This window comes from Actinomadura graeca, from assembly GCF_019175365.1.
GTDB classification, from domain to species: Bacteria; Actinomycetota; Actinomycetes; order Streptosporangiales; family Streptosporangiaceae; genus Spirillospora; species Spirillospora graeca.
In genome coordinates, this window is the sequence record NZ_CP059572.1 from 5,872,570 (window position 1) to 5,897,269 (window position 24,700).

The following is a 24,700-nucleotide window of genomic DNA, read 5'->3' on the forward strand; positions in this document are numbered from 1 at the left end:
TGTGCGCATGGCCAAGGGAACGATCCGGTACTGGGCCGCCGCGAAGGCCGCGGCGGGGACCGGCGAGGAGCCGTACGACGCGGAGACGCTCGCGGAGGCGATGGCGGCGGCCGCCGCGCGGCACGGGCGGGGCGGGGAGTTCCGGCGCGTCGTCGGGCGCAGCTCGTTCCTGGTGGACGGCGACCCTGTGGGCGCCCGGCCGCACGCGTCGGTCGCCCTCCCGGAGGACGGTGTCGTGGAGGTGCTGCCGCCCTTCGCCGGGGGCTGATCCCGCCGGACGGCACGCCGGCGCGGTCATGCCGCGAACCTACGGGCGCCCGCGGCGATCTCATTCCATGGCGCGACCCGTGACGGGCGGTTCGCGCACTATGGTGTGGCCGGTCGCGTGCCGTCGGGTAGAGGAGAGATATGCGGAAAGTCCTGCTGGTGCTGCTGCTCCTGGTGGCCGGCGGCCTGATCGCCGCGGACCGGCTCGGCGTCCGCGTCGCGCAGAACGAGATCGGCAAGCAGGTGGCCGCGCAGTACAGCCTCCAGGAGCGGCCCGATGTCACCATCCACGGCATCCCGTTCCTGACGCAGGCCGTCGGCGGCGAGTACGACCACATCGACGTGAAGATCGGCGACTGGACGGACCAGGGGATCACCGTCACCGACGTCCGCGTCGACATGCGCGGGGTGAAGGCGCCGCTGGCGGACGTGACGTCGGGCGACGCGTCCAACGTCACCGCGCGCACGGCGACCGCGTCCGCCATCGTCCCCTACGAGGCGATCCAGAAGCGGGCGCCGAAGCAGGTCAAGAGCATCGGGCCGAAGGGCGGGGACCTGGAGGTCGGGCTGACCGGGTCGGTGCTCGGCGTCCCGCTGTCCGGCAGCGCGGTCGTCTCCGTCAAGCCCACCGCCCAGGGCATCGCCGTCACGCCGCTGTCGGTCGGGTCGGCCGGTTCCGCGCAGATGCCGGTGGCGCTGGTGCGGCGCCAGCTGACCTGGCTGGTCCCCGTGGCGGACCTGCCGGTCGGGACGCGGATCAGCAAGATCGAGCCCACCGCGGCGGGGCTGCGGGTCTCGGCGACGGCGAGCAACGTCCGGCTGAACGACCTGGAGCGCCCGCAGGCGAAATAACCTGCGGATCCTTGTGAACCGGGCCGCGCAGGCGTACGTGTCAGTGGTGTGGGTCCAACCGCGGATGAGGGTTTGCTACGCGCCTTGTACAGCGAGCATGGGGGTCCCCTCCTCGGTTACGTACTGCGGCTGACGGGCGGGGACCGAACCCAGGCAGAGGACGTCGTGCAAGAGACGCTCCTGCGCGCCTGGAGGCACCCTGAGGCGCTCGCAGGGCGCCCGGTACGGCCATGGCTGTTCACGGTCGCGCGGAACCTCGTCGTGGACGCGCATCGTGCCCGGCGGGCGCGGCCGCCGGAGACCGGCATCGACGAGCAGGTCATGATGACCGCATCCGGCTCCGACGACATCGACCGGGCCCTGGAATCCTGGACGGTGGCCGAGGCGCTGGCCCAGCTGACCCCGTCGCACCGGGCGGTCCTGGTGGAGACCTACTACCGGGGGCGGTCGGTGGCCGAGGCCGCGAAGACGCTGGGCATCCCGCCCGGCACGGTGAAGTCCCGCACCTACTACGCGTTGCGGGCGCTCAAGCTCGCGTTGGAGGAGCGGGGGTTGGCGCCATGAAGGACTGCACGGACGTGCGCACCTCCCTGGGGGTGTACGTGCTCGGCGCGATCCAGCCGGGTGAGCGGAGCCGGGTGGAGGCCCATCTGGAGGGCTGCCCGTCCTGCCGGGACGAGCTCGCCGGGCTGGCCGCCCTGCCCGCCCTGCTCGGGCGGGTCGACGAGGGGCAGCTCAGCCAGGTCGCCGGGCCTCCGCCCGAGCTGCTGGAGGGCCTGCTCGCCCGCGCGGCCGAGCGGCGGAGGGGATGGCGGAGGCTGCGGGGCGGCCTGGGCCGGATCCCGCTCGCCGTCGCGGCCTGCGTACTGCTCGTCGTCGGTGCCCTGGTCGGCGGCCTGCTGTTCCCCTCGGACGGCGCCGACCGCGCCGCGCCGCGGCCCGCGACGTCCTCGCCGGGAGCCTCGCCGGCGGCGACGGCGGAGCGGATCGCGGCGGAGAACCCCCGGAACAACATCAAGGGCTATGTCATGCTCCGCAAGAAGAAGTGGGGCACCGAGGTCGAGCTGCACCTGTCGGGCGTCCCGAAGGGGTCACGGTGCCGGCTGCTGGTGATCGCCAGGGACGGGCAGCGGGACGCGCTGGGCAGCTGGTACGTCCCCTACGACAAGGGGTACGGCGAGTACCGCGGCTCCACGATGTTCCCGCGCGGGCAGCTGTTCTCCTTCGAGATCGTCGGTCTCGACGGGGCGCCGCTGCTCACGATCCCCACCTGAGCGTTTTCCGCCCCAAGGGTTGCGATCCGTGTCTCCCGCACCGATCCGCTCCGCGGTTCCGGAAGAATCCGGGGTGTGGCCGGGTTGTCACCTTCGATGGAAGGCGCAGTGATCGCGGTGGCGGTGCTCGCCGCCGCCACGGTCTTCGGGCTGGTGCGGCGACGGCGTGACGGCGTGCTGCGCGCGCGGAGGGAGGACGGCGTGACCGAGGTCCTCGGACCGGGCGAGCTGGGCGCCGACCTCGGCGAGAGGGCCACCCTGCTCCAGTTCTCCAGCGCGTTCTGCGCCCCCTGCCGCGCGACGCGGCGCGTCCTCGGCGACGTGGCCGGCATGGTGGAGGGGGTCGCGCACATCGAGCTGGACGCCGAGTCGCACCTTGACCTCGTCCGCAGGCTGAACATCGTCCGCACCCCGACCGTCCTGGTCCTGGACGCGGCCGGACGTGTCGTGCAGCGCGCCTCCGGGGCGCCCCGGAAGGCCGACGTCATCGCCGTCCTGGGGACCGCCCTCCCCTGAGTTGACCTTGCTGACCTGCGGGAAGAGGACTGTCACTGTCTCGCAAGGCGAGATGGATGTGACAGCGCGTGGATTGTCGGCTTACCATCGTGTCCGTGCGTTACTGGACAGAGCAGCTGCTCACGAAGCGCCGCGCGGTGGACTTCTGCCGCCTGGCCGCTTCGCTCTGTCGTATGGCCTGAGGCATCGAGCCCTTCCGCCCCCGAGCAGTCCCATTCCAGCTCGTACGCACGCTTCCTCCACTCTGGAGAACCCCGATGCAGGTTGATCCGCGTGGGCAGCGCTTCGTCGCAGCCGTCACGTCGGTGGTACTCATCACGGTCCTGGTGCTGGGGAGCGGGGCCCTGCTCGCCGCTCAGGCCGCGGTGTTCGCCGTCGCGACCCTCTTCGGCCTCCGGTACGCCCCGTACGGACTGGTCTTCAAGGTGCTCGTCCGCCCCCGGCTCGCCCCTCCCAGGGAACTGGAGGACGAGGCCCCGCCCCGCTTCGCGCAGGGCGTCGGGCTCGTCTTCGCCCTGGTGGGGACGGTCGGATACGCGGCGGGGAGCACCTGGCTCGGCATCGGTGCCACCGCCCTCGCGCTGGGGGCGGCGTTCCTGAACGCGGCGTTCGGGTTCTGCCTCGGCTGCGAGATGTATCTCCTGACCCGGCGCGTCCGGGTCGGGGGACGTGGGGGCACGTCCCCCCTGGAGAAGTACTGATTCACCACCGCGAAGATTCGCTCCGACAGGGAGGTTCCCGCATGAGCCGCTCCGACGTCCTGGTGGACGCCGACTGGGTGGAGTCCAACCTGGACTCGCCCGGCCTCGTTCTCGTCGAGGTCGACGAGGACGTGTCCGCCTACGACAAGGGCCACATCCGTGGCGCGGTCAAGATCGACTGGAAGACGGAGCTGCAGGACCCGGTCCGCCGCGACTTCGTCGACAAGACCGGCTTCGAGCAGCTGCTGTCCTCCAAGGGCATCGCCAACGACGACCTGGTGATCCTCTACGGCGGCAACAACAACTGGTTCGCCGCGTACGCGTACTGGTACTTCAAGCTGTACGGGCACGACAAGGTCAAGCTGCTCGACGGCGGCCGCAAGAAGTGGGAGCTGGACTCCCGCGAGCTCGTCACCGACGTCCCGTCCCGTCCGGCCACGCAGTACAAGGCCCAGGACCAGGACCTGACGATCCGCGCCTTCCGCGAGGAGGTCGTCGACGCGATCGGCACCAAGAACCTGATCGACGTCCGCTCGCCGGACGAGTTCAGCGGCAAGCTCCTGGCCCCCGCGCACCTGCCGCAGGAGCAGGCGCAGCGGGCCGGTCACGTGCCCACCGCGCGCAGCATCCCCTGGTCGAAGGCGGCCAACGACGACGGCACGTTCAAGTCCGACGACGAGCTCCGCGAGATCTACGGCGAGGCCGGCGTCGACCTGGGCAAGCCGACGATCGCCTACTGCCGCATCGGCGAGCGCTCGTCCCACACCTGGTTCGCGCTGCGCGAGCTGCTCGGCCTCCAGGACGTCAAGAACTACGACGGCTCCTGGACCGAGTACGGCTCGCTCGTCGGCGTCCCGATCGAGCTCGGCGAGCCCAAGTAACCGTCCACAACCCGACCCTTCCGTGTGCACGGAGATGGAGGAGCAATGACCCAAGGCTGCGCAGCGCCCGCGCAGACGGCGCACCTTCCGGCGACCGTCGACCTCGACAACGAGGCCGTCATCCAGGGGACCGTCACCCGTGACGGCGCCCCGGTGTCCAGCGCCTACGCCCGGCTTCTCGACTCGACCGGCGAGTTCACCGCCGAGGTGGTCACCGGTGAGGAGGGGGTGTTCCGGTTCTTCGCCGCCGACGGCGACTGGACCGTGCGCGTCCTCGCCGCGGGCGGCGTGAGCGTCGACAACAGCGTCACGGCCAAGACCGGCGAGGTCGCCGGGCTCGAGGTCGCGATCTGAGCAGAGCCTTCGCGGGCCGTCACCGGACCCCGCCGTCCCCGCCTCGCGGGACGGCGGGGTCCGTCGTTCGCGGGCCGGGCACGCGGCGCGCCGGCGGACGCGATGGGTAGCATCGGCGCGATGTCCGTCCGGTTCCTCCCGTCCCCCCGCTCGCCGCTGATCCTGCCCTGGGCCGCGCTCAGGCTCGCGGCGCGGTTCGTCCTGCCGCTGACCCTGTGGTTCACGGTGGGGCAGCTGCTGCGGTACGGGGCGATGTACGGCGGGTACCGGCTCGGCGAGATGAAGGGCACGGTCGCGGCCGTCGCGCCGCTGCTGACCGTCGGCGTCCTGGTGATGGTCACGCTCGGGGTGGCCGTCGCGATGGTGCACTGCGTGCGCGAGGGCCTGGACGTGGTCCACGCCCGCGAGGCGGACGGCGACCTGACGCCCTGGGCGGTCGGGAACGAGGAGTCGGTGTTCGGCGCCGCGGGCCGCGCCGCCCTCCCGTTCGTGGTCTTCTACCTGGGCTGGGGCCTCCAGGGCGACGACGCCCGCGAGTTCGCCGACCAGGCCACGAGCCGCGGCTTCGCCGAGGGCGGGTTCGCGGGGCAGATCAAGGGCCTCGGCATGCTCGTGTCGCTGGAGAAGCACGTCCCGCTGGCGATCGGCCTCACCGCCGGGTTCTTCGCCGTCCGGTTCCTGGTGGAATGGCTGCTGGAGGAGCGGCTGCCGCGCTCCGTCGGCGCCCTGGTCGCCTTCCTGGAGATCAACTTCGCGCTGTTCGCCATCTTCACGATCGACCACCTGCGCGGCGAGGGCGTCGACTGGTCCGCCCGGCGGCAGGCGTGGACGTGGGTGACCGACATCGCCGGTCCCGTCCTGGAGCTGTGGCCGCCGTTCAAGGAGGCGGTGCTCGGCGCCCTGATCTGGCTGGTCGTCGCCGGGGTGATCCTCGGCCTGGACGCGCGCGACGAGCAGCTCGTGCTCGGCCGCGGCCGGGCGGCGCGGCGGCTGTCGCGCGCCGGGGGGCTCGACCGGCTGAACAGCCCGCGCGAGATCCTGACGCGCGGCTTCCGCGAGATGTGGCTGCCCGCCTGGTACGGGCTGCGGCTCGTCCGCCGGTCGGGGGTGCTGCCGTTCGCGACGTTCTGCCTGCTGTTCACGGGCCTGGACGTGGCCGAGGACGCCTCGCGCCGTCTCGTCTACGAGCTGCTCGGCCCGCACGAGGTGACCTGGTGGATCCCGCGGATGCCGCTCGTCGCGTACGGGACCGGGCTGATCTTCCAGATCCTGCGGATCTGCCTGCTCGCCGCCGCGTTCGACCTCGTGATGGCGCGCGTCACGGCGCGAACCGCAGCAAAGGCAGCGGCCCCTTCCCCCGCGGGTACGCCGGGGGACGCACCTCCAGCACCAGCGAACCGGCCATGGCCCGTGGCACCGTCCCCCTGACGGTGAGGCGCGCGGCGACGCCCGGCCGCGGCGCGCCGGTCATGAGTCCCGTCGCCGACCACGCGCGTTCCCCGCCGCCGTCCTCCCGGAGGCGGTAGACGATCCCGTACGAGCCGACCGTCTTGGCCCCCGCCGCGTCGAGGGGACGGACGGCGAGGGTGAGCCGCAGCTCGACCACGTCCTGTCCCCGGGACGCGCCCGCCGGGGATCCTGCCGTGAGCGGGGCCGCGGTCCGCCGGTCGACGACCCTCCACTGCGCGCCGCCGAGCACGCCCGTCTCCCCGCGCGGCACCGTGGTCGCCTTCTCCTCCGGCTTGAGGTTGGCGTGGACGCCGTGCGTCTCGTCCACCCACCGCACGACGAGCAGGACGGGCAGCAGGGTGGCGAGCGCGATCGCCTGGACGACGCGCCGGTCGCGGGGCCGCATCCGCGACGGCCCGGTCCCGGGCGGCGCGGGCTCCGAGCGCCCGGGCTCCTGCGGATCGGCCTCCGGCGGGTCGGGCCGCGTTCGCGTGGGGTCGCCGCTCATGGGCGGGCCCGCACGTCGTAGCGGTCGGACGCGGTGCGGATCAGCTCGGCCGCGCGGGCGCCGGTGAGGCCGAGGTCGATGTCGGCCGCGGCGGACAGCTGGGGCAGCAGCCCGCCGGTCCCCACGACCAGATGGGCCCCCGCGACCCGCTCCCGGGGCAGCTCGAACACGAACACCGTCGGCGTCCAGATCATCGGCTGGAACTCCGGCTGGACGACGTCGCCCGCGCCCGTCCGCGGCCCCGCCCTGTAGGACGGGCCGCCGGGGGTCTCCAGCTCGGCGGACGTCAGCTTCAGCGGCGCGCGCCTCGTCGTCGCCCGGAGCCGCACGACCAGGTAGACGCCGTCGGAGCCGATCGGCGGCGGGTCACCGAGGGACAGGCTCGGCGCGAGGGACCGCGCCGCCTCCACCCGCTCGACGCGCACGACGAACTCGTGGTTGCCGACGTCCTGCCCGATCCGGCCGCTGCCGCGGATCGGATCGAGCTCCCCGGCCTCGACCTTGGGCTCAATGGAATGCAGCCACATCGCGCCGGCGAGCAGGACCGTTCCGCCGATCCCGGCGCCGCCCTGCGTGAGCAGCCTGCGGACGTTCACCGCCGGCCCGCCGTGGGCTTGGGCGTGGACCTCGGCCGGACTCTGGGCGTGAACCTCGGCCGCGCCTTGGGCGTGGCGTGCCGTGTCGGCCGGGGCGTTGCGGGAGCGGCGACGGCGGTGACGGGCAGCGTCAGCCGCGCGGCGAGCGCGTCGTCCTCCAGGTCGATCCGCCAGCGGAAGCTCGTGTCGGTGAACCCGTGGCCGTACTCCCATTTGCGGAGTCCCACGGTGAACTGGCGTGGCGCGTCCGCCGGGCCCATCTTCCACATCGCCGACGCCTCGACGGGCAGGCCCGGCTGCGTCGTGTCGGTCTTCGAGCCCCCGGCGGTTCCCTCCACCTGGTCGGGCTTGACCCATTTTCCCGTCCTGGTGCGGGCGGCGACGCCGTCCGACAGGCCGCCGATCCCCAGGGAGGCGGTCTCCTCGCCCCGGTTGAGGACACGCAGCCGGACGATGAGGAACCGCTGCCGCCCCGTGCCGAAGTCCCCGGCGGCGACGCCGATCCGCGCGTCCCGCACGACGACGGTGAACAGGCCGAGGTCGACGGCCTTCCCGGGCGCTCCCGCCGGCTGCCGCGGCGTCTCCTCGAACCCGCCCGCCGCCCACAGCACCGCCGCCGTCACGGCCGCCGCGCACAGGACGCACGCGGAGACCAGCCGGCGCCTCGGCGCGCGGCCGCCGGAGGCCGGGGGGACCGGTGCGGTGGACTGCACCCGCCGAATGGTAATACTTCCGTCGTCACGGAGATCATCGGACAGGGGGCACCGCGTTCCGTCCACCGCCTCAGCGGCCCGCGGGCCGGTAATGTGCGTTGTGCTCATGATCGGGTCGGCATGGGAGGAAAGGTGCGGCGACGTAAGGCGACACTGGCGCTCACGGCGTCCGCCGCGCTCGGCGGCGTCCTCGCGCCTCCGCTCGGCCCTCTCCCCGGCTCCGCTCTCGGCGCGGCTCCGGCGCGGGCCGCGGCCTGCGAGGACCCCCTCGTCTACGGCAGCCCCGCGAGCCAGCTCCCGCGTCAGCTCTGGCCGCAGGAGCGCCTGAACTACGTCGACGCCTGGACGCACACCCGGGGCAAGGGGGTGAAGGTCGCGATCGTCGACAGCGGCGTGGACGCGACCCATCCGCAGCTGCGCGGGCACATCGCGTCCTACGACGTCACCAAGGGCGGCCTTCAGGACTGCGTCGGCCACGGCACGCAGGTCGCGGGCATCATCGGCGGCCGGGACATGCGCGGCCAGGGGATCTCGTTCCTCGGCGTCGCCCCCGAGGCCCAGCTCATCTCCGTGAAGATGGCCACCAGGTCGCAGGGCAACGACTCGCGGTGGGCGCCGCTCGCGATCCGCAAGGCGGTCGACCTCGGCGTGAGGGTCATCAACATCTCGTCCCAGTCGCCCGACCTGCCCGACCTGCGGAAGGCCGTCCACTACGCCCAGCAGCACGACGTGGTGATCGTCTCGGTCGCGGGCAACCTCACCGACCAGACGAGGCAGACCCCGCAGAAGGCGTTCCCCGCGGGCTACCCCGGCGTGATCTCGGTCGGCGCCCTGTCCAAGGACGGCAAGCTCGCCGGCTTCTCCAACACGGTGACGCCGGTGACCGTGACGGCGCCCGGCCAGGCGGTCATCAGCACCTGGCCGCGCAACGCCTACAAGGTCGACGACGGCACCAGCCTCGCGGCCCCCTACGTCGCGGGCACCGCCGCGCTGGTCCGCTCGTTCGACCCCCGCCTGACCTACCTCCAGGTCAAGGAGCGGATCGAGCAGACCGCCGACGGCGCCCAGGTCCAGGGCACCGGCTCCGGCGTGGTGAATCCGCTGCGCGCGGTGACCACCGTCTCGACGGGCGGCGGCGCGCCGGCCCCGGCCACCGGCGCCCAGCGCGTGGCGATCGACCGGCCGCCGCCCGAGGACCGCCTGGGCAGGAACATCGCCCTGTCCATCGCCGCGGCGGCCTTGACCGCCGCCGCGGGCGTGGGCATCGCCGCGCTGGTGGGCCCCGCCGGGCGCCGCCGCAACTGGCGCCCCGGCGGCTGACCACAGGGGTTTCCGGGGGGTGTGGGGGGTCGTCCCCCCACAGAAGACACGGGGGTTTCCGGGGGGTGTGGGGGGTCGTCCCCCCACAGAGACAGGGCAGCGGGTCACTCCAGGGCGGCGACGAAACGTTCGGCCTCCTCGGGGCCCATGCCCGTCTCGGCCTGGACGAGGGCGACGGCCGACGGCCTGTCCCCGGCGGCGACGAAGGCCCGCACACGGTCCGAGAGCGTCCCGCCGCCCCCGCCGCCCCCGGTGTCGCGGCCGGGGACGCGTCCCGCCCGCAGCGCGTCGACGTACTGCTTGCCGTCCTGGAGGCCGAGCCCGGTGGCCTGGACGACGTGCTTGGCCGCCGCGATCGTCTTGCCCTCGGCGACCAGGGCGCGGGCCCGCTCCTCGACCTCGGGCGGGACGCGGCCGGCGAGCACCTCGACCCGCAGCCCGTCGACGTACTCCTTCGCGGCCTGGCGGTCGGCGCCGGTCGCCTTGCGGACCAGGCCCGCCGCCCGCATCAGCTTGCCGTCGGCGACCAGCTCCAGGGCCTGCGCGCGCGTCTCGGGGAGCACGTTGAGAACGGGCGTCTGCTTCTTGGACACTGAGACACTCCTCAATTCACAGGCCCATGCGCCTGCGCATCTTCTCCATGTGGAGGGAGGCGTCGCCCATGGCGCTCTCCATCAGGCCCTGCATGTCGCTGATCTTCGCCGTGATCTTCGACGGGTCGTCGATGATGGCCAGGGGGTCGTCCTCCTGTCCCTCGAACACCGCGGCCATCTTGGCACGGATGTTCGCCTGGAGATCGTTCGCGGCCTCCTGGACGACCCGCTTGATCGTGTCGGCGAGGTCGGCCGAGGCCATCCGCATCGCGCGGGGGTTGATCTCCAGCTCGGTGATCCCGCCGGTGCTGGTGTAGGACACCTTGACGTGGCCGTCCTCGGACTCGGCGTGCCCGGCGGTGTCGGCGAGCTCCTTCTGGAGGGCCGCGACACGGGCCGCCTGGTCCTGGGCCCGCCGGAGGACCTCGTCCACATTGATGTTCGCGAATTCGCCGAAGTCTGCCGTCATGTCGCTCCGCTTTCGATGAGTGCCTGTTTCAGGCGTGGGTGCTACTTGAGCGGGCCGGAGGGCATCTCGATCTTGACTTCCTTGAAGTCGGGGTTGGAGGTGCCCAGGCTGATGAGCTGGGTGCCGTAGGTGCCGCCCGCGATGCCCAGCGCGGTCGTGATGAACCCCAGCAGCGTCATGAGGAAGCCCTGGATGGTGGTGAAGATGGGGATGCTCACCTCCATCAGCATGAGGGCCGCCGTCTGGGCCATCGAGTACGCGATCTCCCCGACCACGGGGATGGGGAGCTGCGCGATCGTGAACAGCGCGATGGCGAGGACGGCGCCGCCGATCGTGAGGACGGCGATGCACAGCCCGAAGAGGATCTTCGCGACGGCCTTGACGAGCCCCTCGACCGTGTCCACGGTGTCGTGCACCTTCTTCAGCTCGCCGAGGTACTTCTCGACGGCGCTGTCGAAGAAGAGCTTGTCGTCGGCGGTCCAGTTCGTGGGGTCCGCGTCGAACTGCTTCTTGATGTCGTTGATGGACGTGTCGTACTCGTCGATCTTCTTCTTGGCGTCCTCCCAGTGGGTCCCGGCGGCGTCGATCATGCCGGGGTTGGAGGTGCCGAGGGTCATCCAGACGCCGAGCGGGATGAGGTTCGGGAACAGCCAGACCGAGCCCCACGTCATCGCGGTGCCGGCCAGGTGCATGGGCATGCCCGATTCGAGGGACATTCGCTTCCTCCGGTGGTGGACGGGACGGGCGCCGCGCGCCCTCCGCGGGACCTGGTCTCAGTAGGTGATGGTCGCCGCGCTGGAGTCGTCGGACTCGCTCCAGGTGTTCGCCGTGGCGACCAGTGCCTTGTGGAAGTCGGTCATCGCGTCCTTGGCGTTGTCGATGTTCTCCTTGGACTGGTTGATGAAGACCTCGTGCGCGAAGTACAGCGACAGTCCGAGGACGGAGAAGCCGGGGAAGCCCACACTGATGCTCTCCAGCGGCGCCTTGGCCTTTTCGAGTCCGTTCTTGGCGGCGTTCTCCAAATCGTCGCCGAGCTTGCGGAGATTGGCGGCCTTGACCTTGGCTTCCACGCTCATGGGTAATGCTCCCCTTCGAAAGGCGGTCGGCGGTCGGATGGGGTCGGGTTCCAGGGTGGGAAACGGCGTCCGGCCCGCCGGCGCCGGTTCCCCGGCGGGGCCGCTCTCGCGTCTCTCGCGCTCCTTCGGACGGCGGTGGCGGACGGACCCCGGGCGGTGTTCCGGGCAATCGCAGCCCAGGTCAGCGGCGTCGCCCGCGGAGCCTTCCGGCACGGCCGCGTCGCGTGGGCCCGTCCTGGCCGAAGTCCGGACGGGAGGGGCTCAGCGGTGACCGGAACCCCGCCGTCGTTCGATGTCGAATACCTGCACGATGATCCTTCGGATGTGATCGCCGCGTGCAAGTCCCTCGCGGGTGACCGCTGGCACTGTGATCGAGCGCGTTAGGGCGACGCGGAATTGCCGGGGAGCGGGCCGGCCGCCGACTCGGCGGCCGTAAATTCAGGCCGTAACCTAGCAGGTGGCGTGGAAGCGAGTCCACCTGACGGTGGCATTTCCGCCTTTGACGGCCGCGCCATCGGCCTACCGCCCGGCCTCTTCGTTGTGGACGGTCTGGATCAGGCGGGTGCCGGTGCGGCGGTCGACGTGGTAGCCGCGCCCCGGGGGGAGCTTGTGGGGCTTGACGTTGCCGAGGAGGATGCCCTCGTCCTTGTTGCCGGACATCAGCAGGCCCGGTGAGGCCATCTCCTTGATGCGGGTGACGGCCGGGTCGAACATGCCGCGTCCGGCGCCGCCCATGGCGCGGGCGAGGATGATGTGCAGGCCGATGTCGCGGGCCTGCGGGAGCAGCTCGACCAGGGGGCGCAGCGGGTTGTCGGACGTGGCGACCATCTCGTAGTCGTCGATGATGAGGAACAGCTCCGAGCCCGTCCACCACGAGCGGGAGCGCAGCTGGTCGGGGGTGAGGTCGGCGGGCGGGAGCCGCTCCATCATCGCCCCGCGGACGTCGTTGACCAGGGACGTCGCCGCGGGTGCCGAGGCGCCGAAGCCGATCTGGTGCTCGGTGTCGGCCACGTCCAGCAGGGACCTGCTGTAGTCGATGAAGATGATCCGGGCCTGCTGGGGCGTGTAGCGCGCGGTGATGCCGGCGGTGATGTGCCGGAGCAGGTTCGACTTGCCGCACTCGGCGTCGCCGAGCACCAGGAAGTGCGGGTCCTGGGTGAAGTCCAGGTAGACCGGCGCCAGCGCGTCCTCGTCGATGCCGATCGGGACGCGCATCCCGGTCTCGGCGGGCGAGGGCAGCGATGACGGCGGCAGGACGTCCGGGAGCATCCGGACCTGCGGCGCGCGCTGGCCGTTCCACGCCTCGGCGACCGCCTGGCACATCTTCAGCACGCCGTCGTTCAGCGACTCGTCGGCGCCGCCGCCGTCGATGCGGGGGACGGCGGTGAGGAAGTGGAACCCGTCGCGGGACAGGCCCCGCCCCGGGCGGCCCTCGGGGACGTTGTCGGCGAGCTTGCGGTCGATCTCCGACTCGTACGGGTCGCCGAGCCGCAGCTCCAGCTTGGTCCCGAGCAGGTCGCGGACGTTGCTGCGGAACTCCGTCCACTTGTTGGTCGCGGCGATCACATGGATGCCGTACCCGAGGCCGCGCGCCGCGAGCTGGGTGATGGTGTCCTGCATCGCCTCGTAGTCCTGGCGGAGCGTCAGCCAGTTGTCCACGACCAGGAACACGTCGCCGTAGCCGTCGCCGGGGTGCTCGCCGGAGGCGCGCATCCGCCGGTACGTCGCGATGCCGTCGATGCCGCGCTCGGCGAACTCCCGCTCCCGCTGCTCCAGCAGGCCGCTGACCTCGGCGACCGTCCGGCGGACGCGGTCGGCGTCCAGGCGGGTCGCGATGCCGCCGACGTGGGGCAGCCCGGCCATCGAGGCCAGCGCGCCGCCGCCGAAGTCCAGGCAGTAGAACTGCACCTCGGCGGGGGTGTGGGTGAGCGCGAGCGACGCCATCAGCGTCCGGATCGTGGTGGACTTGCCGCTCTGCGGGCCGCCCGCGATGCCGACGTGCCCGGCGCCGCCGGACAGCTCCAGCCAGTACGGGTCGCGGCGCTGGTGGAACGGCTTGTCGACGATCCCCGCCATCGCGTACAGCTTGCCGCGGCCCTCCCACCCGGCGGTGGTGAGGCCGTGCTCCTGCGTGACCTGGAGCTGGGGCAGCATCTCGTTCAGCGCGGGCGGCTCGTCCAGCGGCGGCAGCCAGATCTGGTGCGCCGGCGCGCCGTGCCCGGCGAGCTGCCCCACGACCACGTCGAACAGCGACGCCTGGCTCTTGCCCTCCTCCGGCGCCGGCTCGGGGGCGGCCTGCTGCTCGATGACCTGCGGCCGGATGTAGCCCGGCAGGTACGGGACGATCTGCGCCGCGATCTGGCTGCCCTGCCTCGCCTCGTCCTGCTTGGGCTGCTCGTCCACCGGGCCCGACACGTACGCGGCCTTGAACCGCACCATCGGCTCGGTGGCGAACTTCAGGTAGCCGTTGCCCGGCGCGGGCGGCAGCTCGTAGGCGTCGGGAACGCCCAGCACCACACGCGACTCCATCGCCGAGAACGTCCGCAGGCCGATCCGGTACGACAGGTGGGTGTCCAGCCCGCGGAGCTTGCCCTCCTCCAGCCGCTGCGAGGCCAGCAGCAGGTGGACGCCGAGCGAGCGGCCGAGCCGTCCGATCATCACGAACAGCTCGGCGAAGTCGGGCTTGGCGGACAGCAGCTCGGAGAACTCGTCCAGGACCAGGAACAGCGTCGGCATCGGCGGCAGGTCCGCGCCGTCCAGCCGCGCCTTCTCGTAGTCGCGCAGCGAGGCGTAGTTGCCCATCGCCCGCAGGTACTCCTGGCGGCGCACCATCTCACCGTGCAGCGCGTCGTACATGCGGTCGACCAGCGGAAGCTCGTCCTCCAGGTTGGTGATGACGGCCGAGACGTGCTCCAGGCCGTCCATCCCGAGGAAGGTCGCGCCGCCCTTGAAGTCGACCAGGACGAAGTTGAGGATGTCGGGCGCGTGCGTCATCGCCAGCCCGAGGACGAGCGTGCGCAGCAGCTCCGACTTGCCGGACCCGGTGGCGCCGATGCACAGGCCGTGCGGTCCCATGCCGCCCTGCGCCGACTCCTTGATGTCCAGCTCGATCGGGCGGCCCTCGGCGTCCAGGCCGATCGGCACCCGGAACCGGTTGCGCTGGGCGCGCGGCCGCCACACCCGCGCCGGGTCCACGGCGTAGGCGTTCTCGACCCCTAGCAGCGAGGTCAGCGTCATGTTGCCCGACAGCACGTCCTCCTCCTCCGTGGTGTCGCTCGCGCTGGAGCGGAAGGGGGAGAGCTGGCGGGCGAGGGCCTCGGCCTGCGGGACGCCGGCGTTGTCGGGCGCGCCGATCGAGGTCGGGACGTCCTTGCCCGTCCTGTCCTTGCGCAGCATGTGGACGCGGTCGGCGGTGACGTTCAGCCGCAGCGTCCCGGCCTCGGTGGTGTACCCGACGGTCTGGGCGAGGTCGACGACGCAGACGCCCTCGATGCCGTCGGCGGCGATCTGCGAGTCGTAGGACGCCATGCCGCCGTCCACCACGATGACGTGCAGCGGCAGGTCGCCGGACGGGCGCCCCGCCACGAACCGGGCCCGGTCCTTGATCTCCTGGCCGAGCAGCACCTCCAGCTCCGTCATCGTCGGGGCGATCAGCCGGACCTGCCCGGCGGCGTCGTGCTCGGTGGGGTGCAGGGCGTGCGGCAGCCACTTCACCCAGTCCCAGTGCGGCAGCCGGTCCTGCGAGGTGCAGACGCTGACGCGCACGTCGTCGGGGGAGTGGAAGGCGGCGATCTGCATGAGCATGGCGCGCAGCATCGCCCGCGCGGCGTCCGCGTCCCCGGACAGGAAGATCCGCGAGAACGACCGGAGGTTGATCGCGACCGGCAGCGCCGGGACGGTCGAGTGCGTCCGCATGAACCGCCGCAACGCCCCCGCGCTCATCGGCTCCAGGTCCTCGATCGGCTTGGTCTCCGGCGCGATCAGCTGGACGGCGAGCTTCTGCGGCCCGGCGCCCACCCGGACCTGCCCGAAGTCGGCGTCGTCGGGGCGGCGCTCCCACAGCCGCGAGCTCATCACGATGGACCACAGCCGCGCCGGGTCGGGGTTGTACCACTCCAGCGCCTCGCGCTGCTGCGCGGCGGCCTTGCGGACCTTCGCCCGGACCTGCCCGAGGTAGCGCAGGTAGTCGCGGCGCTCCCCGTTCAGCTTGGACTTGCGCTCGCCGCTGCGCTGACCGACCTGGCTGAACATCATGCCGAACATCGACAGGCCCATCATCCCGCCCGCCACCATCTGCAGCGGGTTGGAGTTGGGGTTCAGGAACATGAACGCCATCGCGCCCGAGCCCGCCGCCATCGGCAGGAACGTCAGCACGTTGCGGAATCCGTCGGCGACGACCTCCGGCAGCTCCGGCGGCGACTCCAGCAGGACCTCGCCCCGTGGCATCTCCGGGGGCTTGCGCCGTTCCTTGCGCCGGACCAGTACGGTGCTCACTGGACTGGGCTCCCCTCGTGGCCGTCTAGCGTCGCGACCGGTCATCATACGGGTGATACGCCCCCGCACACCCTGATCATCATCCATTGCGGCCAAGACGCCGCAACCATCACGATGAAATGATTTTCCCCGTCGAGTCGGCAATGGCAAATCCCGCGGGGACGACCAATCCGAAGGCCGGGCCCGGAGTTCGCGCGGCTCGACGGGGCGCCGCGCGAGGCGCCGCTTCACGGACCGTGCGGCGTCCGTGCGGCGTCGGTGTCGCGGCCGCCGGTTCGGAACCGGGACCCCGGTGGCGGCGTCGAAGCGGGGCCTCCTGGACGATCACGAAGATGGTCGCGGGCGGCGGGCCGGGAGGTCTATGTTGTTACGGTTTCCGCCGGTGTCCGGATGCTCCCAGCGGGGCCGTGCCTACATGTGAGGAAGTTCAGTGGCTTCAGTCACCGGAGCTGAGCTGTGCAGGGTCACAGTGGTGGCCCCGAAGCGCCGCATCGATATCTCGCTCCCCGCCCACGTGCCGTTCGCCCAGTTCTTCCCCGCCATCCTGCACTATTCCGGCAGCCAGATGGCCGACGCCGGACTGGCCCACGGCGGGTGGGTCCTGCAGCGGCTGGACGAGGCGCCCTTCGACGGCGCGGCGACCCCCGCGCAGGCGGGACTGCGCGACGGGGAGATCCTCTACCTGCGGCCGGGCATGTCACAGCTTCCGGAGCTGGCCTTCGACGACGTGGCCGACGTGGTCGCGACGGCCGTCAAGGACCGCCGCGACCGCTGGCGGCCCGAGTGGACGCGGGCGTTCTCGCTCGGCGCCGGGGCCGGGGGCTCGGCGTTCGCCGCCGCGATCATCCTGCTGGCCGGTCCGCCCTGGATCGTCCCGGCCGCGGCGGCGGGGGTGATCGCCCTGCTGCTCACCGTCGGGGCGGTCGTGGCGTCGCGGGCGGCGGGCGACGCGAAGGCCGGGACCGTCCTGGCGTTCTCCGCGCTCCCGCACGCCTTCCTCGCGGGGCTGCTCGGCCCGGCGCGCGACCACGCCTTCACCGAGCTGGACGCGCTCAACGTCCTCGCGGGGTTCGGCGTCCTCGTGCTCGTCGCGATGATCGCGGCCGTGGGCGTCACCGACGGGGCCTCGGTCTTCTGGGGCTCGGTCGTCGGCGGCCTCCTCGGCGCCGCGGGCTCCGGCGTCGCGCTGCTCTTCGAGGACCTGTCCGCGGCCGGGATCGCGGCGGTCGTCGTCGTGGTCGCGATGATGCTGACGCCGCTGACCCCCACGCTCGCCTTCCGCTTCTCCAAGGTCACGCTTCCGCCGGTGCCGCAGAGCGCGGACGACCTGCGCCGCGACACCATCATGGTGGACGGGCAGCAGGTGCTGACCCGCACCGGCCGCGCGGACCGGTTCATCACCGGCTTCACCGTGGGCCTCGGGCTCGTGGGCGTCCTCGGCCAGATCCCCTCGGCGTTCCGGGACGGATGGCTCGGCCCGGTCACGGCCGCGGTCATCGCCGTCCTGATGCTGCTGCGCTCCCGGCTGTTCCGCGGCCGCGTGCAGCGCCTGGCGCTGCTGGTGCCCGGGATGCTCGGCCTCGGGGTGCTGGCCCTCGCGCTGTCCTGGGACGCCTCGCCGCTGACCATGGCCGCCGGGGGGCTCCTGCCCCTCGTCGCGGTGACCGCCCTGGTCGTGGGGGTGGGCCTGTGGCTTCCCGGCCACCGTCCCTCGCCGTTCTGGAACCGCGCGGGCGACATCCTGGAGATGTTCCTGCTGATCGCCCTCATCCCGCTGGCCCTCGGAGAGTGCGGGCTGTTCGCGTACATGCGCGGGCTCGCCGGATAGGAGCGCGGCGTGCAGACTCGCAAGGACCTTCTGCAAGCACACCGCCTGATGAGCCAGCGCGCCTCGCTGGCGCTCGTCTCCGGCGAGCCCGACAATCCCGAGCTGCCGCTGCGCAGGATGAACATCGCCGCGTTCAGCGGCATCATGGTCGGCATCCTCTGCATGGCCGCGTTCGGCATTTACGGCGTCATCCGCCCGGGGGGCGCCACCGGTCTCGAAAAGGCCGGGATGCTGATCGTGGAAAAGGAGACCGGTGCGCGTTACGTATGGTGCCAGAACGGCAGGCTGTGCCCGGTCGCCAACTACGTCTCCGCGCGGCTCGTCGCCGGTGCCGACGCCAAGAGCCGCCGGACGGTGTCCGGCAATTCCCTGACCGAATACGAACGCGGCCCGACGATCGGCATCGCCGGTGCCCCGAACACGCTGCCCGACGCGAAGAAACTGACGCGGGCGCCGTGGGCGGTGTGCGTGCGGGCGGTCGAGAGCACCTCGCTCGGGCGCCGGTCGATGGTGACGCTCACCGCAGGGCGCCGGGTGGGCGGCACCGAGCTGCGCCCGGACCAGGCGATGGTCGTCGCCGCGGACGGGCAGAACTGGCTGATCTGGCGCAACACCCGGATGCGGATGCCGCCGTACGCGCTGACCACGCTCGGCGCGAGCGCCACCCAGATCGCCGGCAAGTGGCTCAACTCCGTCACCCAGGGCCCCGACTTTGCCGCACCCCAGCTCCCGGCCCTCGGCCGGCCCGCCCAGGGGCCGCTCGGCGCCGGGCGCGTCGGCCAGATCTTCAGCGTGAGCACGGCCTCGGGCGCGGCGGCCTCGTACGTCCTGCTCGGCGACGGCCTCGCGCAGGTCACCCCGCTCCAGCGGGACCTGCTGGTCGCCGACCCGCAGATCCGCAGGGCGTACGGGAACCAGCCCGTCCGCCCGATCGAGGTGGACGCGGGACGGGTCAACGCCGTGCCGCAGTCCGCGCGGCCGCTGCGCGACCGGCAGCTGGAGGGCAAGGCGCCGGGCATCGTCCCGTTCAAGGAGACGAGCCCGCTGTGCGCGGTGTACTCGGATCCGAGCGGGAACTCCGACGCCGCCCTCACCCTCGGCGGCGACCTGCCCGCCCCGCCCGACACCGTCCAGCCGGCCGGCGCCGACCAGCTGGTGTTCCCGCCCGGCGGCGCGGCGCTGGCCGGCCGCGTCCCGAGCCCGGGAAAGGCGAATGAGGTCAGCACCTATTACCTGGTGGCCGAGGGAAAACGATTCCCCATCAAGGACAATGAGACGGCTCAGAAGCTCGGCTACGCACTCCCGGGGAACGCCTCAAAGGTGCCCGCCGGAGTCCTCGACCTGATCGCCCAGGGACCGGTGCTGGATCCGGACGCCGTCACGGCCCCGGCGGGCGCGGGCACACCGGCGGGGAACTGATTGTGAAGACCTCGGCGACGAACCGAACCGCGGAGATCCCCATTGCGTCCCATCCTCGTGCGAAACGGATGGACAGGGTGATCAAACACACCTATCGTGTTGGCTACTCTGCGGTGCGACCCCCCGCCATCATCGGCCTCAGGGTCCTTTGCGCTGCCGAAACGGGGGCTTATGGCGTTGACCCGGCGTCTATGCCCGGCTCACGACCGCGGGTCACGGTACAAGTCACTGGAGGTGACTGATGGGGCAGCAGTCTGCCGTCGACAGAGCAGCCATGAAGCAGGCCGCGGATGACATCGACGCGTCCGCGAACATCATCAAGGGTCTGCAGACCCAGCTCGAGGGCCACAAGCAGCAGGTGCGCGGTGCCTGGGAGGGCAACGCCTCGATGGCCTTCGAGACGGTGTTCAACCGTTTCAACGAGGACTTCGGCAAGGTGCTGCGGGCGCTGGAGGGAATGCACCAGAGCCTCGTCCAGACCAAGATCACCTACGAGTCCAAGGAAGAGATGTCGGAGCAGGCCGTGAACAAGGTCCAGGCCCTGCTCAACGGCTCTACCTGAACAACTCTCATATTTAGGTGACGACGGCTGGAGAAGGAGAGACATGAGCTACACGAGGGCCAATTTCGGTGGCCTGACCGAGGGTGAGGCGCAGTTCAGCAAGGCCGCCCGCGCGCTGATGGACGAGCTGAACGACCTGGAGGGCAAGCTCCGGACGAAGCTCAACCAGTGGGAGGGCTCCGCGCAGGAGGCCTACTGGGTGTTCCAGAAGCAGTGGGACGGCGCCGCCAAGGACATGCAGAACGTCGTCGCGCAGCTCGGCCTCGCCATCCGCGACGCGCACGACAACTACCAGCAGGCGGAGCGTTCCAACTCGGGGATCTGGGGCTGACCGCGGGTCCGGCCCCCGTCCGCTGGACGCGGGAGTGAGGTGGCCCCGGCCGTGTCGGCGGCCGGGGCCCGCCCCACCCCGAACGAAGACCAGAGCTGTGCCGTCTTGTCTCCCAGACACAGCCGCTCAGGGGGCAAGAGGCTGACAGGAGGTAGCGAAGATGGCACCCCCCCACCCGAAGAGCCTGCCGTCGACGGGCGGCAAGGAGATCGGTGTCCACCACGACACCCTCAAGGACATCGCCGACAAGCTTGAGAAGGACCTGCGCGCCCTCAAGGGCCTGCGCTATGACGACAAGCTGGAGGACGACTCGCCGAGCGAGGGCTCGCTGGGGAACTACACCGCGGGCCGCGGCCTGTACGGCACCGTCTCCGCCGCGAAGATGCAGATCGGCAACACCTACTCCCAGTTCATCACCGCGTACGAGAACGTCATCCAGGCGATCCGGAACTCGGAGAAGACCCACCGCGACGCCGACGACAAGTCCAAGCACGGCGTCCAGAACGCCGGGTCCCCGGGCAACTACACGTGAGCGGCACAGACGCGATGACGAGGGGTGAGCGCTGGTGACCAAGCAGAATCAGAAGATCAGGCAGGACACCATCCAGACCGGTGGCGAGGGCACCGGCGGCTGGGGGATGCTCAAGGTCTGGGAAGACCAGTTCGACAAGGTCAAGGCGATCGTCGACAGCATGCATCCGGAGAAGCTCGACACCGGCGCGACCACCTACAACGCGCTGGCGAAGCGGATGAACGAGTCGGTCGACCTCATCTACAACCAGGCGAAGCGCATGGTCGAGGCGTGGGGCGGCGACGACGCCGAGAAGGCCATGACCCAGATGAACAAGGCCTACCGGCAGGCGCAGGAGATCGAGACCAAGTCCTCGGACACCGGCACCGCGCTCGCGACGCACGCCAAGCAGCAGCGGCAGTGGAAGCAGTCCTACGGCTCCGGCAGCCCGAACGACAGCTGGGTCAAGGACGTCGCGAACTGGGGCGCGCGGGCGATGGCCGTCAACCCCGTCACGGCCCCCAGCGCGATCGCGGGCCTGATCGGCAACAACTGGGCCGCCGACGACGTGATGGACGCCATCAACGACGGCACCAAGAACTCCAACAACAACTTCCCGGCGGACATCCGCCAGGACATGCCGGAGGTCGACCCGAACGTCCGGAACCAGCAGCCCTACCCGGAGAACCCCCCGGGCGGCGGCCCCAAGACCCCGAAGATGCCCGGCGGCGGCGGCCCCGGCGGCGGTCCCGGCGGCGACCTGCCCAAGGGTCCCGGCGGCGGCCCCGAGATCCCCAAGGGACCTGACTCCCCGAACGGCCCCAACGGCCCGGGCGGTCCCGGCGGCGGACCGGACATCCCAGGCGGTCCCGGCGGCCCGGGCGGTCCGAACGGTCCCGGCGGCGGACCCCACCTGCCCGGCGGGCCCGGTAGCGGCGCCGGCGGTCCGGGCACGGACCTGGCCAGCCTGCCGCCCGGCCCCGGCGGTGGTGGCGGCGGCGGTCTCGGACCGGGCGGTGGTGGCGGCGGTCTGGGCGGTGGCCCCGGTGGCGGTCTCGGCGCGGGTGGCCTGGGCGGTGGCCCGGGTGGCGGTCTCGGCGGCGGCCTGGGCGGTGGTCCCGGCGGCCTGATGGGCGCCGGTGCGCTCGGCAAGGGCGGCGGGATGTCCGGCATGGGCATGCCCATGGGCGCGGGCGGCCACGGCGGCGGCGACGGCGAGGAGCGCGAGCGCAGCACGTGGCTCACCGAGGACGAGGACGTCTGGGGCGGCGACGACGACACCGCGCCCCCGGTGATCGGTTGACGCAGAGCCCGAGGTGATGGCGGAGGCGACCGCATAGGCAGGCCAGTCCGACCTGGCCTGCCTATGCTTTTGCCGAATCGATTGCTGTGGACGAGGAGCACGGATGCTGCAGCGTGGTCGGAGACTGGTCTGCTCGGCTTTTGCCCTGCTGGTCATCGCGGCAGCCGGGGCACCGGGGGCGGCCGCCGCGGACGTCAAGCCGCTGAAGGGCGAATGGTGGTTCCCGGCCTGGGGTGTGGACGATCTGCTGTGGCCGGAGTCCAAGGGGAAGGGCGTCACCGTCGGGCTCGTCGACTCCGGCGTCGAGGCGGGCCTGCCGGACCTCAAGGGCGTCGTGCTCCCCGGCATCGACGCCGAGAACGGGAGCGGCGACGGCCTCACCGACACCAAGCGGGAGGGCGGGCACGGCACGGCGATGGCGTCGCTGATCGCCGGTCAGGGCCGCGCGACGGGCATGGTCGGGGTCGCGCCCGACGCCAAGATACTTTCGGTCGTGGCGCAGAGCACGGACGCCTACGCCAAGGGCATCCGGTACGTCGTCGACCACGGCGCCACGGTGGTGAACCTGTCGCAGGCGGTGCCGGGCCCGTGCCCGGCCGACCTCCAGCGGTCCATCGCCCACGCCCTCGACAAGAACGCCATCGTCGTCGCCGGGGCGGGCAACGACGGCGACGGCGCGAACTCCAGCAACTCCCCGGCGAACTGCAAGGGCGTCGTCGCGGTGGGCGCGATCGACACCGCCTCGCGTCCGTGGGAGAAGAGCCAGCGCCAGGACTACGTGACCCTGGCCGCCCCCGGCGTCCGCACGGTCGCCCTCGGCAATGACGGACGTCTCTACGGCGGCAGCGGGACGAGTGACGCCACCGCGCTGACCTCGGGCGTCATCGCCGTCCTGCGGGCGAAGTTCCCGGAGATGTCGAACCGCGAGCTGGTCCGGCGGCTCATCGCGTCCGCGCTCGACGTGGACGACAAGGGCAGGGACAAGCGCACCGGGTTCGGTGTCGTCCGGCCCAACCGCGTGCTCACGGGGAAAGTGCCGAAGGGGACGGCGAACCCCGTCTTCGAGGACTACGACCGGTGGGCCAAGCGGAACAAGAAGGCGGCCGCCGAGCCCGTGGAGAAGCCGGACTCGGGCGGCATCGGCACCGGGGACGTCATCGGGTACGCCGCGATCGTCGCGGTCGGTCTCGGAATCTGCGTCTTCGCGTTCTTCTTCGCCCGGCGCAAGAAGGGCGGCCCGCCCGGACCGCCCGCACCCGGCACGGGCTTCGGCCCCGGCGTCCCCCCGGGCTTCGGGCAGACCCGGCCGCCCGCGCAGCCGGGCGTGCCTCAAGGACAGCCGCCGCACTACCAGCCGCAGGCTCCCGCCCAGCCGTGGCAGCCGCCCGGGGACGGCGCCCCTCCGCAACCGCCCGCGCGGTAGGCCGGGAACGCGGAACGGGCACGGGCGGAAGGCCGCCCGTGCCCGTCCGTCGTGAAGCGCGGGGCCTCAGCTGCTCCAGAGGAGCGTGTTGGTGATCTCCACGCCGATCTCACCGGCGGTGGCGAACACCGAGCCGGTGCGTCCGCCGGTCGGGCCGCCGCTGGACCAGTAGGACTGGGCGTAGATCACGTTCGAGCCGCGGGTCCAGGTGCGCGTCCAGTAGGCCGGGTTCGCGCGCGGCTGCGGAAGGCCGCTCGCATCGGACGGGGTCAGCAGCTTCGGCCACCCCTGCTGGTTGGTGGCGTTGCCGACGGTGCTCGCCGCGGACGGGCTCGCGAACTTCGCGATCGAGATCGCCGTGATGATGGTCCGGGACGGGTTCGCGTAGACCGCCGAGTACATGCTGCCGATGCACGGGTTGGTGCTCAGCTCCGACAGCATCTTGCTGTTGGCGCGGGTGATGCACGACTCCGTGCGGGTCCCCGCGCGGGTGAAGGTGTTGCCCTGGGCGGTCCGCACCGTCTCCGAGAGCACGGTGGACGGGTCGGACGTCGTCCCGCCGCCGGTGGTCGTCGGGCTCGGCTCGACGGACGGCGCCGTGAACAGGGGACTGGTCGGCGAGGCCAGCGTCACGGGCGGAGGGTCGTCCTTGCCGTCATCCTTCAGCAGGACGAACGCGCCCACGCCGACCAGGGCCAGCACGACGACCGCCCCGATGATGAGCAGCGGCACCGCGGCACCGCCGCCACCGCGATGCGGAGGAGGTGGCGGAAACCCGCCAGGCATGGGCGGTCCGGGCATAGGGGGGCCGCCCATCGGCGCGCCGATGGGCGCCCTCGGGGGCGCGGGCGGCGGTGCGGCGGGCGCGGCCGGCGGCGGGAATCCCGGCTGGCCAGGTGGCTGACCGGGCCATTCAGGGGGGTTCATGAGTGCTCCGTGCTGATATCACGTGCGGGGTGCCGAATGAGGTCCGGCAAGACTAGCGGGATGGTCGCGGTGATTTCACCGCTTATCACCACGTCTTGGCCGGTGGGAACGATCGCAAGTGCCGCGCACCCCCTGCGGGACGGGCCTCACGGCCCAACGGCGGTGCGTGGGGTGACGAGTGTCTCGTAGGCTTGCGAAGGAGAGGGGAGGCAGGTGTCCGACTCGAGTTGGCAGCAGGCCGTCCTGCGCGATATCGGCGTCCCGAACCGGGGATTCCAGGTCTTCGACGCGCCATCCGCCCAGCCCCCGGCCACCTGGGGCGCCGAGGCACCG

27 protein-coding genes are annotated in these 24,700 nt (G+C 71.9%); 18 read left to right on the forward strand and 9 right to left on the reverse strand.

Annotation, left to right across the window (positions count from 1 at the left end):
* Positions 1-7 precede the first annotated feature (7 nt).
* The 10 genes from AGRA3207_RS25990 to AGRA3207_RS26030 all read left to right on the forward strand — a co-directional run bounded on the left by AGRA3207_RS25990 (position 8) and on the right by AGRA3207_RS26030 (position 6,273).
* Positions 8-268 (forward strand): MoaD/ThiS family protein, encoded by a 261-nt coding sequence (locus AGRA3207_RS25990; protein WP_231329625.1) that lies wholly within the window; start codon positions 8-10, stop codon positions 266-268.
* A gap of 140 nt (positions 269-408) precedes the next feature.
* The gene (locus AGRA3207_RS25995; protein ID WP_231329626.1) at positions 409-1,119 is read left to right on the forward strand and encodes an LmeA family phospholipid-binding protein; all 711 of its coding nucleotides are present in this window, start codon (positions 409-411) and stop codon (positions 1,117-1,119) included.
* Between the two features lie 48 nt (positions 1,120-1,167).
* A complete protein-coding gene (locus tag AGRA3207_RS26000) occupies positions 1,168-1,683 on the forward strand; it encodes a sigma-70 family RNA polymerase sigma factor (RefSeq protein ID WP_231329627.1) in 516 nt (171 codons plus the stop codon).
* Entirely contained in the window at positions 1,680-2,393 is a 714-nt protein-coding gene (locus AGRA3207_RS26005) for an anti-sigma factor family protein (RefSeq protein WP_231329628.1), read from the forward strand. Before AGRA3207_RS26000 ends, AGRA3207_RS26005 begins: the two co-directional genes overlap by 4 nt.
* A gap of 96 nt (positions 2,394-2,489) precedes the next feature.
* Positions 2,490-2,909 carry a TlpA family protein disulfide reductase gene (locus AGRA3207_RS26010; protein ID WP_231329629.1) on the forward strand — a complete coding sequence of 140 codons (420 nt, stop codon included), beginning with the start codon at positions 2,490-2,492 and terminating at the stop codon, positions 2,907-2,909.
* Positions 2,910-3,046: 137 nt separating this feature from the next.
* Complete coding sequence (locus AGRA3207_RS40330) at positions 3,047-3,091, forward strand: hypothetical protein (protein ID WP_420830918.1); 45 nt, start codon at positions 3,047-3,049, stop codon at positions 3,089-3,091.
* 75 nt (positions 3,092-3,166) lie between these two features.
* Positions 3,167-3,610, forward strand: a complete 444-nt coding sequence (locus tag AGRA3207_RS26015; protein ID WP_231329630.1) for a DUF4395 domain-containing protein — start codon at positions 3,167-3,169, stop codon at positions 3,608-3,610.
* A 41-nt stretch (positions 3,611-3,651) separates the two neighbouring features.
* Positions 3,652-4,491 carry a sulfurtransferase gene (locus AGRA3207_RS26020; protein ID WP_231329631.1) on the forward strand — a complete coding sequence of 280 codons (840 nt, stop codon included), beginning with the start codon at positions 3,652-3,654 and terminating at the stop codon, positions 4,489-4,491.
* 45 nt (positions 4,492-4,536) lie between these two features.
* Positions 4,537-4,845 carry a DUF1416 domain-containing protein gene (locus AGRA3207_RS26025; protein ID WP_067459603.1) on the forward strand — a complete coding sequence of 103 codons (309 nt, stop codon included), beginning with the start codon at positions 4,537-4,539 and terminating at the stop codon, positions 4,843-4,845.
* A 120-nt stretch (positions 4,846-4,965) separates the two neighbouring features.
* Positions 4,966-6,273, forward strand: coding sequence for a hypothetical protein (locus tag AGRA3207_RS26030; protein ID WP_231329632.1), 1,308 nt, complete (start codon positions 4,966-4,968; stop codon positions 6,271-6,273).
* Here AGRA3207_RS26030 and AGRA3207_RS26035 read toward each other — a convergent pair.
* The 3 genes from AGRA3207_RS26035 to AGRA3207_RS26045 are packed head-to-tail and all read right to left on the reverse strand — an operon-like array spanning position 6,164 to position 8,111.
* A complete protein-coding gene (locus AGRA3207_RS26035) occupies positions 6,164-6,802 on the reverse strand; it encodes a hypothetical protein (protein ID WP_231329633.1) in 639 nt (212 codons plus the stop codon). The two genes, AGRA3207_RS26030 and AGRA3207_RS26035, sit on opposite strands and share 110 nt — an antisense overlap.
* Positions 6,799-7,398, reverse strand: coding sequence for a hypothetical protein (locus AGRA3207_RS26040; protein ID WP_231329634.1), 600 nt, complete (start codon positions 7,396-7,398; stop codon positions 6,799-6,801). Before AGRA3207_RS26040 ends, AGRA3207_RS26035 begins: the two co-directional genes overlap by 4 nt.
* The gene (locus AGRA3207_RS26045) at positions 7,395-8,111 is read right to left on the reverse strand and encodes a hypothetical protein (RefSeq protein ID WP_231329635.1); all 717 of its coding nucleotides are present in this window, start codon (positions 8,109-8,111) and stop codon (positions 7,395-7,397) included. Before AGRA3207_RS26045 ends, AGRA3207_RS26040 begins: the two co-directional genes overlap by 4 nt.
* 132 nt (positions 8,112-8,243) lie before the next feature.
* On the opposite strand from AGRA3207_RS26045, the gene AGRA3207_RS26050 reads away from it, so the two are divergent.
* Positions 8,244-9,431: a S8 family peptidase gene (locus AGRA3207_RS26050; protein ID WP_231329636.1), complete on the forward strand. Its 1,188-nt coding sequence runs from the start codon at positions 8,244-8,246 to the stop codon at positions 9,429-9,431.
* Between the two features lie 104 nt (positions 9,432-9,535).
* Here AGRA3207_RS26050 and AGRA3207_RS26055 read toward each other — a convergent pair whose 3' ends face one another.
* From AGRA3207_RS26055 to eccCa, 5 genes are all read right to left on the reverse strand, one after another.
* Positions 9,536-10,024 carry a hypothetical protein gene (locus AGRA3207_RS26055; protein ID WP_231329637.1) on the reverse strand — a complete coding sequence of 163 codons (489 nt, stop codon included), beginning with the start codon at positions 10,022-10,024 and terminating at the stop codon, positions 9,536-9,538.
* Between the two features lie 16 nt (positions 10,025-10,040).
* Complete coding sequence (locus AGRA3207_RS26060; protein ID WP_231329638.1) at positions 10,041-10,493, reverse strand: YbaB/EbfC family nucleoid-associated protein; 453 nt, start codon at positions 10,491-10,493, stop codon at positions 10,041-10,043.
* A 41-nt stretch (positions 10,494-10,534) separates the two neighbouring features.
* On the reverse strand, positions 10,535-11,209 hold the full coding sequence (locus AGRA3207_RS26065; protein WP_231329639.1) for a hypothetical protein: 675 nt from the start codon (positions 11,207-11,209) through the stop codon (positions 10,535-10,537).
* 57 nt (positions 11,210-11,266) lie between these two features.
* Positions 11,267-11,569, reverse strand: a complete 303-nt coding sequence (locus AGRA3207_RS26070; protein ID WP_231329640.1) for a hypothetical protein — start codon at positions 11,567-11,569, stop codon at positions 11,267-11,269.
* A 519-nt stretch (positions 11,570-12,088) separates the two neighbouring features.
* Positions 12,089-16,063 carry a type VII secretion protein EccCa gene (eccCa, locus tag AGRA3207_RS26075; RefSeq protein ID WP_231329641.1) on the reverse strand — a complete coding sequence of 1,325 codons (3,975 nt, stop codon included), beginning with the start codon at positions 16,061-16,063 and terminating at the stop codon, positions 12,089-12,091.
* 472 nt (positions 16,064-16,535) lie between these two features.
* Between eccCa and eccD the strand changes: the two genes are divergently transcribed.
* The 7 genes from eccD to AGRA3207_RS26110 all read left to right on the forward strand — a co-directional run bounded on the left by eccD (position 16,536) and on the right by AGRA3207_RS26110 (position 23,440).
* Entirely contained in the window at positions 16,536-17,891 is a 1,356-nt protein-coding gene (gene eccD, locus AGRA3207_RS26080; RefSeq protein ID WP_231329642.1) for a type VII secretion integral membrane protein EccD, read from the forward strand.
* A 9-nt stretch (positions 17,892-17,900) separates the two neighbouring features.
* Positions 17,901-19,310 (forward strand): type VII secretion protein EccB, encoded by a 1,410-nt coding sequence (eccB, locus tag AGRA3207_RS26085; protein ID WP_231329643.1) that lies wholly within the window; start codon positions 17,901-17,903, stop codon positions 19,308-19,310.
* A gap of 241 nt (positions 19,311-19,551) precedes the next feature.
* Positions 19,552-19,872: a WXG100 family type VII secretion target gene (locus AGRA3207_RS26090; protein ID WP_231329644.1), complete on the forward strand. Its 321-nt coding sequence runs from the start codon at positions 19,552-19,554 to the stop codon at positions 19,870-19,872.
* Positions 19,873-19,915: 43 nt separating this feature from the next.
* On the forward strand, positions 19,916-20,203 hold the full coding sequence (locus tag AGRA3207_RS26095) for a WXG100 family type VII secretion target (RefSeq protein WP_231329645.1): 288 nt from the start codon (positions 19,916-19,918) through the stop codon (positions 20,201-20,203).
* Positions 20,204-20,363: 160 nt separating this feature from the next.
* Positions 20,364-20,735, forward strand: a complete 372-nt coding sequence (locus tag AGRA3207_RS26100) for a hypothetical protein (RefSeq protein ID WP_231329646.1) — start codon at positions 20,364-20,366, stop codon at positions 20,733-20,735.
* Between the two features lie 34 nt (positions 20,736-20,769).
* Positions 20,770-22,017: a WXG100 family type VII secretion target gene (locus tag AGRA3207_RS26105; protein ID WP_231329647.1), complete on the forward strand. Its 1,248-nt coding sequence runs from the start codon at positions 20,770-20,772 to the stop codon at positions 22,015-22,017.
* A 103-nt stretch (positions 22,018-22,120) separates the two neighbouring features.
* On the forward strand, positions 22,121-23,440 hold the full coding sequence (locus tag AGRA3207_RS26110) for a S8 family serine peptidase (protein WP_231329648.1): 1,320 nt from the start codon (positions 22,121-22,123) through the stop codon (positions 23,438-23,440).
* Between the two features lie 66 nt (positions 23,441-23,506).
* On the opposite strand, the gene AGRA3207_RS26115 is transcribed toward AGRA3207_RS26110, so the two are convergent.
* Positions 23,507-24,172 carry a hypothetical protein gene (locus AGRA3207_RS26115; RefSeq protein ID WP_231329649.1) on the reverse strand — a complete coding sequence of 222 codons (666 nt, stop codon included), beginning with the start codon at positions 24,170-24,172 and terminating at the stop codon, positions 23,507-23,509.
* Positions 24,173-24,700 lie beyond the last annotated feature (528 nt).